At 73.8% G+C, this 18018-nt stretch carries 19 protein-coding genes; 12 read left to right on the forward strand and 7 right to left on the reverse strand.

Annotated elements, in window-relative coordinates; translation table 11 throughout:
* Positions 1–47 precede the first annotated feature (47 nt).
* Positions 48–1211 (reverse strand): glycogen synthase, encoded by a 1164-nt coding sequence (gene glgA / locus FVA95_RS08275; RefSeq protein WP_149663673.1) that lies wholly within the window; start codon positions 1209–1211, stop codon positions 48–50.
* 155 nt (positions 1212–1366) lie between these two features.
* Between glgA and glgC the strand changes: the two genes are divergently transcribed.
* On the forward strand, positions 1367–2602 hold the full coding sequence (gene glgC, locus FVA95_RS08280) for a glucose-1-phosphate adenylyltransferase (RefSeq protein WP_149663674.1): 1236 nt from the start codon (positions 1367–1369) through the stop codon (positions 2600–2602).
* A gap of 39 nt (positions 2603–2641) precedes the next feature.
* On the opposite strand, the gene FVA95_RS08285 is transcribed toward glgC, so the two are convergent.
* On the reverse strand, positions 2642–3274 hold the full coding sequence (locus FVA95_RS08285; RefSeq protein ID WP_149663675.1) for an O-methyltransferase: 633 nt from the start codon (positions 3272–3274) through the stop codon (positions 2642–2644).
* A 155-nt stretch (positions 3275–3429) separates the two neighbouring features.
* Here FVA95_RS08285 and sigE point away from each other — a divergent pair, with 155 nt between their 5' ends.
* The 4 genes from sigE to tatB all read left to right on the forward strand — a co-directional run bounded on the left by sigE (position 3430) and on the right by tatB (position 6874).
* On the forward strand, positions 3430–4071 hold the full coding sequence (gene sigE, locus FVA95_RS08290; RefSeq protein WP_020626064.1) for an RNA polymerase sigma factor SigE: 642 nt from the start codon (positions 3430–3432) through the stop codon (positions 4069–4071).
* Positions 4068–4721, forward strand: a complete 654-nt coding sequence (locus FVA95_RS08295; protein ID WP_161992233.1) for a zf-HC2 domain-containing protein — start codon at positions 4068–4070, stop codon at positions 4719–4721. The genes sigE and FVA95_RS08295 overlap by 4 nt, the downstream gene beginning before the upstream one ends.
* Positions 4722–4840: 119 nt before the next feature.
* Positions 4841–6418, forward strand: coding sequence for a S1C family serine protease (locus tag FVA95_RS08300; RefSeq protein ID WP_149663677.1), 1578 nt, complete (start codon positions 4841–4843; stop codon positions 6416–6418).
* An 18-nt stretch (positions 6419–6436) separates the two neighbouring features.
* Complete coding sequence (tatB, locus tag FVA95_RS08305; protein WP_075308177.1) at positions 6437–6874, forward strand: Sec-independent protein translocase protein TatB; 438 nt, start codon at positions 6437–6439, stop codon at positions 6872–6874.
* A gap of 7 nt (positions 6875–6881) precedes the next feature.
* Here tatB and FVA95_RS08310 read toward each other — a convergent pair whose 3' ends face one another.
* Together FVA95_RS08310 and FVA95_RS08315 are read right to left on the reverse strand one after the other, a co-directional pair.
* Entirely contained in the window at positions 6882–8294 is a 1413-nt protein-coding gene (locus tag FVA95_RS08310; RefSeq protein WP_086002320.1) for an amidase, read from the reverse strand.
* The gene (locus FVA95_RS08315) at positions 8291–9277 is read right to left on the reverse strand and encodes a D-2-hydroxyacid dehydrogenase (protein WP_149663678.1); all 987 of its coding nucleotides are present in this window, start codon (positions 9275–9277) and stop codon (positions 8291–8293) included. The genes FVA95_RS08310 and FVA95_RS08315 overlap by 4 nt, the downstream gene beginning before the upstream one ends.
* A gap of 96 nt (positions 9278–9373) precedes the next feature.
* Here FVA95_RS08315 and FVA95_RS08320 point away from each other — a divergent pair, with 96 nt between their 5' ends.
* The 5 genes from FVA95_RS08320 (at position 9374) to FVA95_RS08340 (ending at position 13982) form a co-directional block, all read left to right on the forward strand.
* Positions 9374–9871 carry a DUF3830 family protein gene (locus FVA95_RS08320; RefSeq protein WP_020624324.1) on the forward strand — a complete coding sequence of 166 codons (498 nt, stop codon included), beginning with the start codon at positions 9374–9376 and terminating at the stop codon, positions 9869–9871.
* 40 nt (positions 9872–9911) lie between these two features.
* On the forward strand, positions 9912–10640 hold the full coding sequence (locus tag FVA95_RS08325) for a maleate cis-trans isomerase (RefSeq protein ID WP_149663679.1): 729 nt from the start codon (positions 9912–9914) through the stop codon (positions 10638–10640).
* 9 nt (positions 10641–10649) lie between these two features.
* Positions 10650–11321 carry a GntR family transcriptional regulator gene (locus tag FVA95_RS08330; RefSeq protein WP_369804865.1) on the forward strand — a complete coding sequence of 224 codons (672 nt, stop codon included), beginning with the start codon at positions 10650–10652 and terminating at the stop codon, positions 11319–11321.
* Between the two features lie 65 nt (positions 11322–11386).
* Positions 11387–12316, forward strand: coding sequence for an AEC family transporter (locus tag FVA95_RS08335; protein WP_149663680.1), 930 nt, complete (start codon positions 11387–11389; stop codon positions 12314–12316).
* Positions 12317–12725: 409 nt separating this feature from the next.
* Positions 12726–13982 (forward strand): aspartate aminotransferase family protein, encoded by a 1257-nt coding sequence (locus FVA95_RS08340; RefSeq protein WP_149663681.1) that lies wholly within the window; start codon positions 12726–12728, stop codon positions 13980–13982.
* A 78-nt stretch (positions 13983–14060) separates the two neighbouring features.
* Here FVA95_RS08340 and FVA95_RS08345 read toward each other — a convergent pair whose 3' ends face one another.
* Positions 14061–15209: an Mrp/NBP35 family ATP-binding protein gene (locus FVA95_RS08345; protein WP_149663682.1), complete on the reverse strand. Its 1149-nt coding sequence runs from the start codon at positions 15207–15209 to the stop codon at positions 14061–14063.
* Positions 15210–15342: 133 nt separating this feature from the next.
* On the opposite strand from FVA95_RS08345, the gene FVA95_RS08350 reads away from it, so the two are divergent.
* Positions 15343–15825: a MarR family winged helix-turn-helix transcriptional regulator gene (locus FVA95_RS08350; RefSeq protein WP_149663683.1), complete on the forward strand. Its 483-nt coding sequence runs from the start codon at positions 15343–15345 to the stop codon at positions 15823–15825.
* Between the two features lie 4 nt (positions 15826–15829).
* Here the strand turns inward: FVA95_RS08350 and FVA95_RS08355 are convergent, their stop codons facing one another.
* Positions 15830–16369, reverse strand: a complete 540-nt coding sequence (locus tag FVA95_RS08355) for a DUF1003 domain-containing protein (protein ID WP_240051344.1) — start codon at positions 16367–16369, stop codon at positions 15830–15832.
* Positions 16362–17675, reverse strand: coding sequence for a magnesium transporter MgtE N-terminal domain-containing protein (locus tag FVA95_RS08360; RefSeq protein ID WP_240051345.1), 1314 nt, complete (start codon positions 17673–17675; stop codon positions 16362–16364). Before FVA95_RS08360 ends, FVA95_RS08355 begins: the two co-directional genes overlap by 8 nt.
* 169 nt (positions 17676–17844) lie before the next feature.
* On the opposite strand from FVA95_RS08360, the gene FVA95_RS08365 reads away from it, so the two are divergent.
* Positions 17845–18018: leucine zipper domain-containing protein (locus FVA95_RS08365; protein ID WP_149662471.1), on the forward strand; the 174-nt coding region annotated here is incomplete at its 3' end.

Genomic DNA, 18018 nt, shown 5'->3' on the forward strand with positions numbered 1-18018 from the left:
GGGACCGGCCCCGCCGTCGTCGTCTCCGGGGGCCCCGGCGACGGGCCTCAGGCCACCGACTCGTAGATCTCCAGCGTCCGCCGGGCCATCTCGGCCCAGGCGAACTCGGCGACCGCGCGCTCCCGGCCCCGCTCGCCCATCGTCGCGGCCCGCTGCGGGTCCGCGACCAGCGCGTTGACCCCGTCGGCCAGCGCCGCCTCGAACGCGGCGGTGTCGGCCGGGTCGTAGTGCGCGAGCAGGCCGGTCACGCCGTCGTCGACGACCTCCGGGATCCCGCCGACGTCGGAGGCGACCACGGCCGTGCCGCAGGCCATCGCCTCCAGGTTCACGATGCCCAGCGGCTCGTAGACCGAGGGACACACGAACACCGTCGCCGCCGACAACAGCTGGCGGACTTCGGCGGTGGCGAGCATCCGCTGGATCCACACGACGCCGTCGCGCGAGGCGGACAGCTCCGCCACCGCCCGCTCGGTCTCGGCCGCGATCTCCTGGGTGTCCGGGGCGCCCGCGCACAGCACGACCTGCGCCGACGGGTCGAACCGGTGCGCCGCCGCGACCAGGTGCCCGAGGCCCTTCTGCCGGGTGATCCGCCCGACGAACACCACCAGCGGCCGGTCCGGGTCGACGCCGTGCGCGAGCAGTGCGTCGCGCGCCGGATCGGGCGCGTAGAACTGCGTGTCGATGCCGTTGTGCACCACGTGCACCAGCTCCGGGTCGATCGCCGGATAGGCGTTCAGCACGTCGCGGCGCATGCCGTGCGAGACCGCGATGACGGCGTCCGCCGCCTCGTAGGCGGTCCGCTCCACCCACGACGACAGCCGGTACCCGCCGCCGAGCTGCTCGGCCTTCCACGGCCGCAGCGGCTCCAGCGAGTGCGCCGTGACCACGTGCGGGCGACCGTGCAGCAGGCCGCCGATGTGGCCGGCCATGTTGGCGTACCAGGTGTGGGAGTGCAGTACGTCGCAGCGCTCCAGCTCGGCGGCCATCGACAGGTCCACGCCGAGCGTGGTGAGCGCGGCGTTCGCCCCGTCCGGCAGCGGCGGTGCGGAGTGTGCGCGGGCGTCGGCCGGGGCGTCGCTGCCCGGCTCGGCGAAGCAGTGCACGTCGACGTCGACGAGCTCCCGCAGGGCGGGGACGAGATGTCCCACGTGGACTCCGGCACCGCCGTAGACGGCGGGCGGGTATTCACGGGTGAGAAGGCCGACGCGCACGGGCCGGGACGCTACCGGGGCGCCCGGACGCCGCGCGAGGAGTTCGTGCGCCCGATCCGGTCCGGTCGTGTCCGGGGTCGCGCACGGCTCGGACGGCGCACACGGCGCGTTCGGACGTATGGCCCCACCACCGAGCGGCCACTAGTGTTCACGCCATGCGACCGACCGCGCCCGGACGTCTTCCCGGCAGGGTTCTCGGCATCGTGCTCGCGGGCGGTGAGGGGAAGCGGCTCTGGCCGCTCACTGCGGACCGCGCCAAACCGGCGGTGCCGTTCGGTGGCAACTACCGGCTCATCGACTTCGTGCTGTCCAACCTCGTGAACTGCGGGATGGACCGGCTGTGCGTGCTGACCCAGTACAAGTCGCACTCGCTGGACCGGCACATCTCGACGACCTGGCGGTTGTCGTCGGTGCTGGACCAGTACATCACCACCGTCCCGGCCCAGCAGCGGCTCGGCCGGCGGTGGTACACCGGCTCGGCGGACGCGATCTTCCAGAGCCTCAACCTGGTCTACGACGACCAGCCCGAGTACATCGCCGTGTTCGGCGCCGACCACGTCTACCGGATGGATCCGGCGCAGATGATCGCCCAGCACGCCGAGTCCGGCGCGGGCGTCACCGTCGCGGGGATCCGGGTGCCGCGGGCCGAGGCGAAGGCCTTCGGCTGCATCGCCTCCGACGAGTCCGGTCGCATCACCGAGTTCCTCGAGAAGCCGTCCGACCCGCCGCACGTGCCCGACGACCCGGACGTCACGTTCGCCTCGATGGGCAACTACGTGTTCACCACCGAGGCCCTGCTCGACGCGCTGAAGGCCGACGCGGCGAACGCCGACTCCGACCACGACATGGGCGGGGACATCATCCCGGCGCTGGTCGCCAAGGGTGACGCGCACGTCTACGACTTCGCCGACAACGTCGTGCCCGGTGCCACCGAACGGGACGCCGGCTACTGGCGTGACGTCGGGACCATCGACGCCTACTACGACGCGCACACCGATCTCGTCTCGGTGCACCCGATCTTCAACCTCTACAACCAGCGCTGGCCGATCCGCACCGCGGTGCCCGCACTGCCGCCGGCGAAGTTCGTCGAGGGCGGCATCGCGCAGGACTCGATCGTCGGCGCGGGCACGATCATCTCCGGGGCGATCGTGCGCCGGTCGGTGATCAGCCCGAACGTGTCGGTGTCGGGCGGCGCGGAGGTCTCGGACTCGGTCGTGCTGCCGGGTGCCCGGATCGGCCGGGGCGCGGTGGTGCGGCGGGCGATCCTCGACAAGAACGTCGTCGTCCCCGACGGTGCCCTGATCGGGGTCGACCTGAACCTGGACCGCAGCCGCTACACGGTCTCCAACGGCGGCGTCGTCGTCCTGGGCAAGGGCGTCACGGCCCACTGAGGCGGGCTACCTGCGGTGTCGATGCCGCGTTCGCTCCGCTCACCTGCGGACCGCGCAGAGCATCCCGTCCGCGACCGGCAGCAGCGCCGACAGCAGGCGCTCGTCGTCGCGGACCAGGGCGGCGGTCTCGCGCAGCGCGGCCGTGTCCGGACCGTGCTCGGCACCGGGCTCGGCGACCCGGCCGCCGTCGAGCACCCCCTCCAGCACGAGCACCCCGCCGGGGCGCAGCAGCCGGATCGCCTCGGCCAGGTAGCCGGGGTACTCGGCCGGGACGGCGTCGGCGACGACGAGGTCGTAGCCGCCGTCGGTCAGCCGCGGCAGCACCTCCAGCGCCATCCCGTTGATCAGCCGGGCCCGCCCCGGCCCGTACCCGGCGGCGAGGAAGGTCCACCGGGCGGATCGTTGCAGCTCCGGGTCGACGTCGATGGTGGTCAGGGTCCCGTCATCGGCCATGCCGCGCAGCAGGTAGAGCCCGCTCACCCCGGCCCCGGTCCCGATCTCCACCACGGCCCGCGCGGAGATCGTCGCGGCCAGCACCGACAGTGCCGCCCCGCCCGCCGCGGAGATGGGGTGCGCGCCCGCCGCCGTGCCCAGTGCGCGGGCCTCGCCGCACGCGTCGTCCTCGGCGAGGTAGCCATCGGCGTACGCGGCCGCCCCCGCGGGTGTGCTCATGGAACAAGATTATCGCCGGACGATTTCACAGACTTCTCTCAGACGGGTTTCACATCCTCCTCATGGGTGGCGGGCAGTCTGTGCTGCAACGAACGAAGCTTCGCGGCCGATCGACTCCACGACACGGTCGCGACTCACGGAGGTGCCCCGCCCCGATGTCCGCCCCTCGCGCAACCGACGACGCCCCGTTCCGGGACGCCGCCGCCGGTACCCGCCCCGGTGAGGGTGCCGACTGGACCCCGCCCACCTGGGACGAGGTCGTCCGGGAGCACGCCGACCGCGTCTACCGCCTCGCCTACCGCCTGTCCGGCAACCAGCACGACGCCGAGGACCTCACCCAGGAGACGTTCATCCGGGTGTTCCGGTCCTTGGCGTCCTACAAGCCGGGCACCTTCGAGGGCTGGCTGCACCGCATCACCACGAACCTGTTCCTCGACATGGTCCGCCGCCGCGCCCGGCTGCGGATGGAGGGCCTGCCCGAGGACACCGACCGCCTGCCCGGCGGTGGCCCCGAGCCCGAGACCGTCTTCGCGATCAACCACCTCGACCCGCACCTGCAGGCCGCGCTGGACGAGCTGCCCCCGGACTTCCGGGTCGCCGTCGTCCTGTGCGATGTCGAGGGCCTGTCCTACGAGGAGATCGGCGCGACCCTCGGGGTGAAGCTCGGCACCGTCCGCAGCCGCATCCACCGGGGCCGGACCGCGCTGCGGGCGTCGCTGGAGCGGCACCGTGCGGCGGCTGCGGAGGAGCAGCCGGTGGCATCCGACCGTGGTCCGGTGGCAGAGTTGGTGCCGTGACCGAGCGACGGCGTTTCCAGGTCGTCCCCCCGGACTGGGGGGAGACTCATCTGACGCTCGAGGCGGTCGTCGCCTTCGTGGACGACGAGTTGGCCGCCGGTCCGCACGACCGTGCCGCCCGCCACCTCGAACGCTGCCCCGACTGCGCGGTGGAGGTCGCCGAGCAGCGGCGGGCCCGCACCGCGCTGCGAGCGGCCGACGCCCCCACGCTCCCGCCGTCGCTGATGTCGGCGCTGCGCGCCATCCCGCAGGACACCGAGCTGCCCCCGCCGCCGGCGGGCCTGTCGCTCACCCCGGACGGCCAGCTCGTGTCCGTGCTGCGCCCGGCACCGGTCGAGGGCGACCACGGCCGTCGCACCAGCCGATCGCGACGCGTACGGCTGGGCACCGGAGCCGCCGTGTCCGGGCTGGCGCTCGGCGCACTCGCGCTCGGTCTTCCCCCCACCACGACCGGCACCCCGACCGCGCCGACCGTGCCCGGCCCGGGTGCCGCGGCCGTCGCCCGGTTCGCGGCCACCCCGGTGCCCGCCTCGTCGCGGCGGACGGCCGTCCCGGCGGTCAGCACCACGGCGGGCTCGACCGGCGCGTCGCTGTCGCCGACGACCTCGGCCACCCCGACCGGCGACGCCGGCATCTCCCCGACGCCCTGACCCGTCACCGATACACCGACTTCACCGCCCGCCGGGCAGGCTGTCCGGGTGTACTGGGTGGACGCCGTGCCGGCTGATCGATCGTCGGGAGCAGTCTCCCCGGGCTCCGGGGTGACCCGGTGAGCGACGACCGCGGCGCACGCCCGGACGGCGCGGCCGACCCGGACGCGCCCGGCTCCGCCCCGCCGCGGCTGCGCCCCCGCCCGCTGGACCGTCCCGCGACCGACCCCGGCGAACGGGCGGCGTTCGGCCGCCCGGACGGCGTCGACAGCTCGTTCGCGCCGCCGTCGTCGCACCTCGGGTCCAACGGGTCGCTGCCGAGCGCGCCCCCGCCGACCGCCGCCGTCGCCCGCGCGTTCGGCCGGCCGGACCGCACACCGGACGACGAGCCCGCCGGCGGCCTCCAACGCCCGCCCGGTGCGTCGGGCGACGCGCTGCGCGGGGGTGAGCAGAGCGCCGAGCAGGACCCGTTCTGGCCCGGCGGCTCGGCCGGCGACCCGTGGCGCGACCCGGGCACGCCGGTCGTCGCCGCGCCGCCCCCCGGCGACGGCGACGACCCCGCGGAGGCCCCCCGGCCCGACGGTCCCCGCCTCAGCGTCCGCGAGGTCCTGTTCGGCAAGCGGGTGCAGCCGCGCGCGCTGGCTCTGCTCGGCGTCCTGGCCCTACTCGTCGGCGCGGCGGGCGGACTGGTCGGGTACTGGACTGCGACCGCGGCGGGTGCCCTGACCAGCACCGGAGCGGTGCTGAGCGCGACCGAGCCGGCCCGTGAACGACCGCCCGGCTCGGTGTCGGAGGTCGCCTCGCGGGTGCTGCCCGCGGTCGTCTCGCTGGAGGTGACCGTCGGCAACCAGGCGGGCAACGGCTCCGGCGTCGTGATCGACCCCGCGGGCTACGTACTCACCAACGACCACGTCGTCGCGCCCGCCACCGGGCCGGGCCAGGGCACCATCGAGGCCCTGTTCTCCGACGGGTCCCGGGTCCCGGCCACCGTGGTCGGGGCGGACCCGATGACCGACCTCGCGGTGGTCAAGGTACCCGTCGCGAACCCGACGGTCGCCGCGATCGGCCGCTCCGGCGAGCTCGCCGTCGGCGACGCGGTGATCGCGATCGGGTCGCCGTTCGGACTGGCCGGCACGGTGACGACCGGGATCGTGTCGGCCGTCGACCGCCCGGTGCGGCTCGACCCGGAGGGCAGCGCGGGCGACGCGGTGATCGACGCGGTGCAGACCGACGCCGCGATCAACCCCGGCAACTCCGGCGGCCCGCTGGTGGACGCGACCGGCGCCGTCGTCGGCATCAACACGGCGATCCGCAGCGCGGACAGCGCCCAGTCCGGCGGGCAGGGCGGCTCGATCGGCCTCGGCTTCGCCATTCCGATCGACGACGCCCGCGCCATCGCCGAGGAGCTCATCCGCACCGGCCGTGTCGCGCACGCCGACCTCGGTGTCAACTCCCGCTCGGTCACCGACGGCGCCACCGACGGCGCCCAGGTGCAGAACGTCGTCGCCGGGGGACCGGCGGCCGCGGCCGGGATCGCCGACGGCGATGTCGTCGTCGACGTCGCCGGGCGCCCCATCGCCAGTGCCGACGAGCTCGTCGTCGCCGTCCGCGAGCACTCACCCGGCGAGCAGGTCCCGGTCCGCCTCGTCCGTCAGGGACGACCGCTCACCGTGACCGTGACGCTCGGGCAGCGCTAGTACCCGTACGCTGGCGTTGTGTTCGAGAACATCGGCATGCCGGAGATCCTCGTCCTGGTCGTGGCGGGGCTCTTCATCCTGGGCCCGGAACGGCTGCCCGAGGCGGCGGCCTGGGTCGGTCGCGCGGTCCGCCAGGTCAAGGAGTTCGCGAGCGGCGCCCAGAACCATCTGAAGAAGGAGCTGGGCCCGGAGTTCGACCAGATCCAGCAGCCGCTCAACGACCTGCGCAGCCTGCGCTCGCTCAACCCGCGGACCGCGATCACCCGGAGCCTGTTCTCCGACGACGCCGCCACCCCGCCGGTCAAGCCCAACGGGTTCGCCCCGGGCCCGGGTGCCGGCGCTGCCGGGGCCGCCGCCCTGGGCGGGGCAGCGGCGAGCACCCCGGCCCCGGTCCGTCCGCCGCAGCCGCCGCTGGCCGCCGACGAGCGCCCCCCGGTGGACCCGGACGCGACCTGACCCCGGTTCAGCCCAGCAACGGCGGCCGGCGCAGGTGGTGCGTGGTCGCGCGCTGGTAGGCGTGCGCGGCGGCCAGCACCGTGGCGTCGGCGTGCCGCGGTCCGACGACCTGCAGACCCACCGGCAGACCGGCGGAGGTGAAGCCGCACGGCACCGAGGTCGCGGGCTGCTGGGTCATGTTGAACGGGTAGGTGAACGGCGTCCACGACGTCCAGCGCGGGTCGTGCCAGCCTTCGGGGACCTCCCGGCCGCCCTCGAACGCGGTGATCGGCAGGGTCGGGGTGAGCAGCAGGTCGTACTCGGAGTGGAAGGCGCCCATCAGCGTCCCCAGCTCGTTGCGCACGGCCATCGCACCCAGGTAGTCCAGCGCCGAGACCCGGGCTCCCTGCTCGGCGATCTCCACCAGCGCCGGGTCCATGGCCTTCCTGGCCTCGGCGCCGATGGGCTCCAGGGACTTCGCGGCGGCGGCGAACCAGAGGGTGTGGAACGGCTCGATCGGGTCGGCGAAACCGGGGTCGGCGTTCTCGACGGTCGCACCGAGCTCACGGGCGAACACCGCGACCGCCTCGGCGACGAGCGCCGCGACCTCCGGGTCGACGTCGACGAACCCGAGAGTGGGGGAGAACGCGATCCGCAGACCTGCCGCGCCGCCGGCGAGCCGCTCGACGGCCGACTCACGGGGCACGTCGAACACCCACGGGTCCCGGGTGTCGGGCTGGGCGACGACGTCGTACAGCAGCGCGGCGTCCTCGACGGTGCGGGTCATCGGGCCGACGTGGGCCAGGGTCCCGAACGCCGAGCCCGGGTAGTGCGCGATGCGGCCGTAGGTGGGCTTGTGCGCGACGGTCCCGGTGAACGCGGCCGGGATCCGGACCGAGCCGCCCGCGTCGGTGCCCAGCGACAGCGGTCCCATCCCCAGACCGACGGCCGACGCCGAGCCGCCGGACGAGCCGCCGGCGGTCCTCGTCGGGTCCCACGGGTTGGTGGTGACGCCGGTCAGCGGTGAGTCGGTCACGCCCTTCCACGCCAGCTCCGGGGTGGTGTTCTTCCCGATCAGCACCGCTCCCGCGGCGCGGACCCTGGCCACCGGCGGGCCGTCGACCTCGAACGGCCCGTCCGGCGACGTCGTCGTCGAGCCGCGGCGGGTCGGCCAGCCGATCGTCAGGAGCATGTCCTTGATCGAGGTGGGGACGCCGTCGAGCGGCCCGACCGGCTCCCCGGCCTGCCAGCGCGCCTCGGAGTCCTTCGCCTGCGACAGCGCCGAGTCGGGGTCGACCAGGCAGAACGCGTTCACCGCGCCGTCGTGCGCCTCGATCCGCTCCAGCGCGTCCCGGGTGGCCTGCACCGGCGAGATCTCGCCGCTGCGGTAGCCCGCCAGCAGCTCGGTCGCGCTGAGGTCTGCAGTCGTCACAGCAGTCACACCTTTCCTGCGGATGAGCTCACGTACCCGCGCTCGGGGTCCACCACGTTGCGCAGCTCCCGGCCGTCCCGGAAGCGCGCGAGGTTGTCGGCGAACAGCTCGACGAGCATGTCCTTCCAGCCGACGACGTCGCCGGACATGTGCGGGGAGAGCAGCACGTGCTCCATCGCCCACAGCGGCGAGGTCGCGGGCAGCGGCTCGACCTCGAACACGTCCAGCGCCGCGCCGGCGAGCCGTCCGGTCGCGATCGCGTCGGTCAGGTCGTCCTGCACGACGAGCGCGCCCCGGCCCACGTTGACGACCCGGGCCCGCTCGGGCAACAGGGCGATCGTCCCGGAGTGCAGCATCCCGCGGGTCGCGTCGGTCAGCGGGGCGGCGAGCACCAGGTGGTCGGTGTCGGGCAGCAGGCCGGGTAGCTCGTCGAAGGCGTGCACGCCGTCCGCGGCGCGCCGGCCGACCAGCCGCACCTGCATCCCGACCGCACCCAGCAGGTCGGCGACGGCGCGTCCGATCGGCCCGCTCCCGACGACCGTCGCGACCTTCCCGGCGACGGTCTCGGTCTCCCGGTGGCGCCAGGTCCGCTCCCGCTGCAGGGCGAGTGAGCGGGCGGTGTCCTTGGCGAACGCGATCACCGCGCCGAGCACGAACTCGGCGATCGGCCGGTCGAACACCCCGCGGGAGTTCGTCAGCGTCGCACCCGAGGCGAGCAGGGCGGGGAACGCGACCCGGTCGACGCCGGCGCTGGCGGTGTGGACCCAGCGCAGCGCGGAGGTGTCGGTGGCCTCCCAGACGTCCTTGACGGCGTCGGAGGTGAAGTCCCAGGTGAGCAGCACGTCGCTGCCGGGCAGCGCGGCGGCGAGCCCGTCGGTGTCGGCGGCGAAGCGGAGACGTGCGTCACCGGCGTGGCGCTCGAGGCCGGGCGGGGTCTCCCCGCCGTGCAGCACGGCGACGGTGATCGGGTCCTGACCAGCGGAAACCGGCAACGGGAGATCCTGTCGGTAGTGAGGTCGGGCGGCGTTGACACGCTAGGAAGCGCACCTACGATTGTCAACAATCCGCGTATCGGACAGGGGGATCGGATGACGAAGCTGATCAGGATCGAGCTCGCGAAGCGGGGCGTCGCCTGTACCGCGGCACTGCTGGAGACCGAGGCGCCCCGCACCGCCGCGGCGGTCTGGGAGGCGCTGGCGGACGGCCCGCAGGGCGGCGACGCGCAGCACGCCAAGTACGCCCGCAACGAGGTCTACACGATCGTCCCGCGGTTCGGCCCGCGGATCGGGCAGGAGAACCCGACGGTCACCCCCATCCCGGGCGACGTCTGCTACTTCGACTTCCACGGCGGGATGCTCGACAGCGCGTTCAAGGACGATCAGGGCATCGACGCCGCCGAGGGCGGGATCGACCTCGCGATCTTCTACGGGCGCAACAACCTGCTGCTCAACGGCGACGTCGGCTGGGTGCCGGGCAACGTCTTCGCCACCATCGTCGACGGTCTCGACGCGATGGCGACGGCCTGTCACGACGTGTGGCGCGCAGGCAGCGTGGGGGAGCGGCTCGTCTACTCGCGGGCGTCCTGACCCTTGCGGTGACCCCGGTCTCTGTAGGATTGTCGACAACATGAGCACGGTCGGATTCCTCTACCCGGGCTTCTCCGCCGAGGACGACTACCCGCGCGCCGAGAAGCTGCTGGCCGACGGCAGCCGGCTCGCCCTCGTCCACACCGAGATGGCCACCGACGCCCACCGCGAGGACGCGCTGCTCGCCATCGGCGGCGACGAGGTCCTCGCCGAGGGTGCACGCCGGGTCGCCGCGGAGGCGGGCCCGCTGGACGCGGTCGTCTGGGCCTGCACCTCGGGGTCGTTCATCTTCGGCCCCGACGGTGCCGCCCGGCAGGTCGCGGCGCTGGAACGGGTGTCGGGTGTGCCGACGTCGAGCACGTCGTTCGCCTTCGTCGACGCCTGTCGACGGCTCGGGATCGGCTCGGTGGCGGTCGGGGCGACCTACCCGCCCGACGTCGCCGGCGCCTTCGTGCATTTCCTGACCCACCACGACATCTCGGTGCACACGTTGTCCGCCCGCGACATCATCACCGCCGCCGAGGTCGGGACGCTGCCGCCGGAGACCGTGCTGGACTTCGCCGCCGCGGTGGCCTCGGACGCGCCCGGCGCCGACGCGGTGCTGCTGCCCGACACCGCGCTGCACACCGTGGACGTGCTCGACGCGCTGGAGGCGCGGGTGGGCAGGCCGGTGCTGACCGCGAACCAGGTGAGCATCTGGCAGGGCCTGCGCCTGGCCGGGGCCGACATCGACCGTCCCGGCCTGGGGACACTGTTCCGGAGAGGGTGAGTCGTGGGCCTGGACGTCTCGGAGCTCGAGCCGGTGAGCCGGCGCTCCACCGCGGAGATCGTCGCCGACCGGATCCGTGCCGCGATCATGCGCGGCACGTTCGCGCCGGGCACCCAGCTCGGCGAGGTGGACCTCGCGAACCGGCTCGGGGTGAGCCGCGGCCCGCTGCGGGAGGCGATGCAGCGGCTGGTCGCCGAGGGGCTGCTGCGCAGTGAACGCCATCGCGGCCTGTTCGTGCGCGAGCTCGGTCCCGACGACGTCCGCGACGTCTACCTGGCGCGCACCGCCGTCGAGCGGGCCGCGGCGCTGAAGGTGCTGGAAGGTGACCGGGCCGCCGCCGTCGTCGCGCTGGAGATCCCGCTCGGGGTGATGGCCGCCGCGGCCGAGGCGGGTGACGCCGTCGCGCTCGCCGACGCCGACCACGACTTCCACGCCGCGCTCGTCGCCGCCTCGGGGAGCCCGCGGCTGCGCAGGATGACCGAGGGGCTCCTCGTCGAGACCCGGATGTGTCTCGCCGCGTTCCAGCAGACCGCCCCGCCCGCCCGCGCGCTGCTCGCCGAGCACGAACTGCTGCGCGACGCCCTGCGCGACGGCCGCACCGAGCTGCTGCTCGACCGGCTCGCCGCGCACATGGACGACGCCGTCAGCCGCATCCTCGCCGCGATGCCCGGCGCGGCCTGAGCGCACCTGTGAACCGCACCGCCGGACAACCTGGGGACTAGTTCGCATACGTAACATGTCGGCACGTGGTGGGCGTTCTCGAGGGTTTCCTGGTCATCGGCGTCGTCGTGACCGTCGGGTACGTCCTCGGCCGCGGACGCCTGCTCGGTGACCAGGGCTCGAAGGTCCTCGCCCGCACCGCCTTCTTCGTCGCGACGCCCGCGCTGCTGTTCACCACCCTCAGCCACTCCGACGTCGGTGCCGTGCTGTCCTCGGGGCTGGTCGTCACCGCGGTCACCAGCACCGCGGCCTGCCTGCTCCTCGTGCCGCTCGCGCTGCTCCGTCGGCGCCCGGCCGGCGAGGTCGTCGTCGGGTCGATGGCGTCCGGCTACGTCAACGCGGGCAACCTCGGCATCCCGATCGCGACCTACGTGCTCGGCGACTCCGCCGCCGTCGCCCCCGTGCTGCTGTTCCAGCTCGCGATCCTGACCCCGCTGTTCACGACCCTGATGGACGTCCTGCCCGGCGACGGCCGCGGCGAGCGGCCCGGGTGGGTCCGGGTCGCGTTCGCCCCGCTGCGCAACCCGATCGCGATCGCCACCGCCGCCGGGCTGACCGTCTCCGCGACGGGCGTCGTCCTGCCGGAGCCGGTGACCGCCCCGATCGAGCTGCTCGCCGACCTCGCAGTGCCCGCCATGCTGCTCGCGTTCGGCATCTCCCTGCACGGCGCCCGCCGCCCCGGGACGGGGGAGACCGCGATCTCGGTGTGGACCGCTGTCGCGATCAAGAACGTGGCGCACCCGGTGATCGCCTGGGCCTTCGCCGCGGGGGTGCTCGGTCTGACCGGCCCGGCGCTGCTCGCCGCGGTGGTGCTGGCCGCCCTGCCCACCGCGCAGAACGTCTTCGGCTACGCCGTGCGGTACGACCGCGCCGTCCCGCTGGCCCGCGACGTGGCCCTGGCCTCGACGGTCGTCGCCGTCCCGGTGCTGCTGGTGATCGCCGCCCTGCTGGCCTGACCAGGGTTTTCCTCTTTGCTGCGTCCGGGATGAGGGGGTTCTTCGCTCGTCCCTTTGCTCTGCTCACCGATACGCAGCACCGGCCCTGCACCGGCGCCGGGTGGCGTCACGGCGGGCCGGCCACCCGTGTCGCGCGTGCGCCGAGATGCAGCCCAGCGGGCGGTGGAGATCGACAACTCCCGCTGAGCTGCATCTCGACGCCGCCGACGACGGCTGTCCGCCCGCGACGCGGGCCCGTCCGGGACCGCAGCGCCGGGTCGCCCCGGGTGCCTGATGCGTATCGGTGAGCAGAGCAGAGGCGGCCCCGGTCGACCCTTGCCCGGACCCACCCACCCGTGTTTCCCTAGGATTGTCGACAACTCGACAACCTGAGACGCACCACCCTCGACGCACCAGGAGCTGCGAACCCATGGCACAGCTGTCCCCGCTGCTCAAGCAGGCCACCCCGGTCCAGGCCGCCCGCGGTGAGGGCGTCTACCTGTACGACACCGATGGGCGCCGCCACCTCGACTTCACCGCCGGCATCGGCGTCACCTCCACCGGGCACTGCCACCCGAGGGTCGTCGCGGCGGCGCAGGAGCAGGTGGCCACGCTGATCCACGGGCAGTACACGACCGTGATGCACCAGCCACTGCTGGCGCTGGTCGAGCGGATGGGCGAGGTGCTCCCCGAGGGCATCGACTCGGTGTTCTTCACCAACTCCGGTTCCGAGGCCGTCGAGGCGTCGGTGCGGCTGGCCCGCCAGGCCACCGGCCGGCAGCTGATCGTCGCGTTCGACGGCGGCTTCCACGGCCGCACCATGGGTGCCGCGGCGCTCACCACCTCCGGGGCGAAGATCCGGGCCGGGATCGGCCCGATGATGGGTGGGGTCGCGTTCGCACCCTTCCCCTACGCCTACCGCTACGGCTGGTCCGAGGAGCAGGCCGTCGCGTTCGCCCTGTCCGAGCTCGATCGCCAGCTGGCGAGCACCGCGCCGGCGTCCGACGTCGCCGCGTTCATCGTCGAGCCGGTACTCGGCGAGGGCGGCTACGTCCCGACCCCGCCCGCGTTCCTGCAGGGGCTGCGCGAGCGTGCCGACCGGCACGGCATCCTGCTGATCGCCGACGAGGTGCAGACCGGCTACGGCCGCACCGGGAAGTTCTGGGGGCACCAGCACGCCGAGGGACTCGTCCCGGACATCATCGTCACGGCCAAGGGGCTCGCGTCCGGCTTCCCGCTCTCGGCCATCGCCGCGCCCAAGGCCCTGATGGAGAAGGCGTGGCCCGGCTCGCAGGGCGGCACCTACGGCGGGAACGCCGTCGCCTGCGCCGCCGCGCTCGCGACCCTCGAGGTCGTGCAGGGCGAGGGGCTGGTCGAGAACGCCCGGGTGCAGGGCGAGAAGCTCCTCGCCGGGGTCCGGGACGCCGCGCAGGGGATCGCCGCCATCGGCGACGTCCGCGGCCGCGGACTCATGATCGGGATCGAGTTCGTCGACGCCGACGGCAAGCCCGACGGCGCCACCGCCGCGACGGTGCACGCCGCGGCCGCCGCGCAGGGTCTGCTGCTGCTGACCTGCGGTGTCCACGGCAACGTCGTCCGGATGATCCCGGCGCTGGTCGTGACCTCCGAGCAGGTCGACGAGGGCCTCGCGCTCTGGACCAAGGCGCTGAACGACGCGCTGTCCTGAGACCCGCCCCGGGGGACGGACGAGGCCCCGCACACCGGTCGGGTGTGCGGGGCCTCGTGGTGTCGGAGGGTGTGCGGGTCAGCGCCCGACGGGCGAGATGTTCAGGCTCATCCCGGCCAGGCCGCGGGCCTTCACGGTCAGCTTCTCCGCGATCGCGTCGAGGGCCTGCGCCGCCGCCGACTCCGGCTTCCCGAGCACGATCGGGGTGCCGGCGTCGCCGCCCTCGCGCAGCGCGACGTCGAGCGGGATCTGACCCAGCAGCGGCACCGTGGTGCCGACCGTGCGGCTCAGCGAGTCCGCGACGGTCTGCCCGCCGCCCGAGCCGAAGATCTCGTTGCGCGAGCCGTCGGGCATCTCCATCCAGGACATGTTCTCCACGACCCCGGCCAGGCGCTGGCGGGTCTGGGTGGAGATCGACCCGGCCCGCTCGGCGACCTCGGCGGCGGCCTGCTGCGGGGTGGTGACGACCAGCAGCTCGGCGTTCGGCACGAGCTGGGCGGTCGAGATGGCGACGTCACCGGTGCCCGGGGGCAGGTCGAGCAGCAGCACGTCCAGGTCGCCCCAGAACACGTCGGCCAGGAACTGCTGCAGCGCGCGGTGCAGCATCGGGCCGCGCCAGACGACGGGAGTGTTGCCGTCGGTGAACATGCCGATCGAGATGACCTTCACGCCGTGCGACTGCGGCGGCATGATCATGTTCTCGATCTTGGTCGGCCGGTCCGCGGCGCCGATCATGCGCGGGACCGAGTGGCCGTAGATGTCGGCGTCGACCACGCCGACCTTCAGCCCGCGCCGTGCCATGGCCGCGGCCAGGTTGACGGTGACCGAGGACTTGCCGACGCCGCCCTTGCCGGACGCCACGCAGAACACGCGGGTCAGCGAGCCGGGCTGGGCGAAGGGGATCACGGGCTCGTCGGCGTCGCCGCGCAGCGAACGACGCAGCTGGGTGCGCTGCTCGTCGCTCATGACGTCGAGCTCGACCTCGACCTGCTCGACGCCGGGGACCTTCGAGACGGCCTCGGTGACGCGGGAGGTGATCGTCTCCCGCATCGGGCAGCCCGCGACGGTCAGGTAGACCCCGACGTGGGCGAGGCCGTCGGCGGAGACGTCGACGCTCTTGACCATCCCCAGCTCGGTGATCGGCTTGTGGATCTCCGGGTCCTCGACGGTGCCGAGGGCGGCGCGCACGGCCTCGACGACGGTGCTGGTGCTGCTGGTGACGGACATGAGCTCCTACGACCTCTTTCCTCTCGCGTCACCCCATGCTACGTGGGCTGTTCCGGGGTCTCCGGGTCACCGGCGGTGTCACGCGGCACCTCCGCGCTGACGAGGTGGTCCGGGTGTCTCTAGCATTCTTGCGATGGACGACACGACCGGCACCCCGACGCGCGAGCACCCGGTGCGCCGGCGCGTGGTCCCGACCCCGGCCGAGCTCGCGTCGTGGCGCAGCTTCCTGCGCGCGCACGCGGGCATCACCCGACGGCTCGAGGCCGAGCTGGAGAGCGAGCAGGAGCTCTCCCTGGCCGCCTACGACGTGCTCGTCCAGCTGTCCGAGGCCCCCGAGCACCGGCTGCGGATGACCGAGCTGGCCGACGCCGTGCTGCTCTCGCGTTCCGGGGTGACCCGGCTCGTCGACCGCCTGGAGCGGATCGGGCTCGTCGCCAGGGCCAAGGTCGCCGACGACGGCCGCGGGGTCACCGCCCGGCTCACCGACACCGGCTACGAGCGCCTGCGCACCGCCGCGGTCACCCACCTGCGCGGAGTCCGGGCGCACTTCGTGGAGCGGCTCGACGCGGAGGACCTCGCCGCGCTCGAACGCATCATGGGCCGCCTGATCCCCTGAGCGCTCAGCGTTCCTTCTTGCGCATCTTCTTCCGGGCGCCCGGCTCGTCCGGGACGTCCTCCCCACGGCTGCGGGCCACGGCGTCGTCGAGCCGGTCGCCCAGCTTCTCCAGCTCGCCGCGCAGGTAGTCCCGGCTCGCGGTCTCCCCGACGGCCAGGCGCAGCGCCGCCAGCTCGCGGGCGAGGAACTCGGTGTCGGCCTTCGTCCGCTCGGCGCGCCTGCGGTCCTCGTCCAGCGCGATCCGGTCCCGGTCGTCCTGCCGGTTCTGGGCGAGCAGGATCAGCGGCGCGGCGTACGCGGCCTGGGTGGAGAACGCCAGGTTCAGCAGGATGAACGGGTACGGGTCCCACTGGATCGACCAGGCGACCAGGTTCAGTGCGATCCACACGACGACGATCACCGTCTGGATGGCGAGGAAGCGGCCCGTCCCGAGGAACCGGGCGATCCGCTCGGAGAACCGGGCGAACCCGTCCGGGTCCACCTCGAACCGGCGGCGCCCGACGCGCGGCTGGTCCAGCCGCCGACCGATCCCCGGCTCAGGCACCGTGCACCGCCCCGCCGTGCGTGCGGCCGGCACTGCCGTGGGCGGCCGGTACCGAGCCGTGCACCTCGCCCGGGGCGAGGTCGCGGTCGCGCCAGCCCTGGGGCAGCAGGTGGTCCAGCACGTCGTCGACGGTGACCGCGCCCAGCAGGTGGTCCTCGGCGTCGACGACCGGGCCCGCCACCAGGTTGTAGCTGGCGAAGTAGCGGGTCACCTCGCCGAGCCCCGCCTCGGGGCCCAGCTGCGGCAGGTCGGCGTCGACCATGCCCGCGACCAGCTCGAACGGCGCCGCCCGCAGCAGCTGCTGGGCGTGCACGCAGCCCAGGTAGCGCCCGGTCGGGGTCGCCGTCGGCGGGCGGACGACGAACACCATCGAGGCCAGGGCCGGCGGCACCTCCGGGTTGCGCACCCGGGCGAGCGCCTCGGCGACGGTCACGTCCGGCGCCAGGGTGATCGGCTCCGGGGTCATCAGGCCGCCCGCGGTGTCCCACTCGTAGCGCATCAGGCGGCGCACGGGTTCGGACTCGTCGGGCTCCATGAGCTCCAGCAGCCGCCCGGCCTCGTCGTCGTCGAGCTCGCCGAGCAGGTCCGCCGCGTCGTCCGGGCTCATCGCCTCCAGGACGTCGGCGGCGCGGTCGTCGTCGAGGTAGCCGAGCAGCTCGCGCTGGTCGGACTCGGACAGCTCCTCGAACACGTCGGCGAGCCGCTCGTCGTCCAGTGCGTCGACGACGTGCCGCTGCCGGTCGTCGGGCAGCCGCGACAGCGCCGCGGCGACGTCGGCCGGGCGCATCGAGTCGAAGACCGCGAGCAGCCGGTCCGCACCCTGCGCGGCGGCGACGTCGAGCCCGGACACGGCCTCCCAGCCGTACACCTCGACCCGTGGCCTGCGCGCCAGCCGGGTCCGCCGGAACCGCAGCGCCACCTTGGTGATCACCCAGTCCCGGGTCCGGCTCGGCTCGATCGCGACGTCGACGACCGAGCCCTCGGTCCCGTTCTCGCGCACCGTCGCAGGGGAGTTCAGCAGCTGGCCGAGCACCCGGGTCTCGTTGGGGCGCTGGTCGAACGAGCGCAGGCTCACCGAGCCGCTGGCCAGCGTCACCGCGGTCGGGGCGATGTCGGCGACCCGCAGCATCGGCACGAAGACGCTGCGGCGCGCGGACAGGTCCACGACCAGGCCCAGCACCCGCGGCGGATGGCTGTCCACGCGCAGCGACACCACGACGTCGCGGACCTTGCCGATCCGCTCGCCGTCCGGGCCGTAGACGGCCAGGCCGGCCATCCGCGCGACGAACACCCGTACCGAGGCCATGGCGCCGAGACTAGAACCCCGGCGGTCCCGGGGCCGCCCCGGCCGTGTGACTAGGTGTGATGTCCAGGGAGGTTGTCCCGTCCGGGGGCGGTGAGTCTGGCTGACAGACGAAGGCCTCCGGTTGTGAAGTGGAGCTGTCGAGGAACCGCTTCACCCACCGGAGGCCTTCGTGTCCCACGCTAACGCCGCTCTGACCCCGCGCGCCCGGCTGCGGCTCGCTCAACTCGTCGTCGAGCACGGCTGGACCCACACCGCGGCCGCGACAATGTTCATGGTCTCCGCGCGGACCGCCAAGAAGTGGTCCGACCGCTACCGGGCCGAGGGGCCGGCGGGGATGGCCGAC

Origin of the sequence: Pseudonocardia sp. EV170527-09 (assembly GCF_008369905.1) — a bacterium.
Taxonomy (GTDB): Bacteria; Actinomycetota; Actinomycetes; order Mycobacteriales; family Pseudonocardiaceae; genus Pseudonocardia.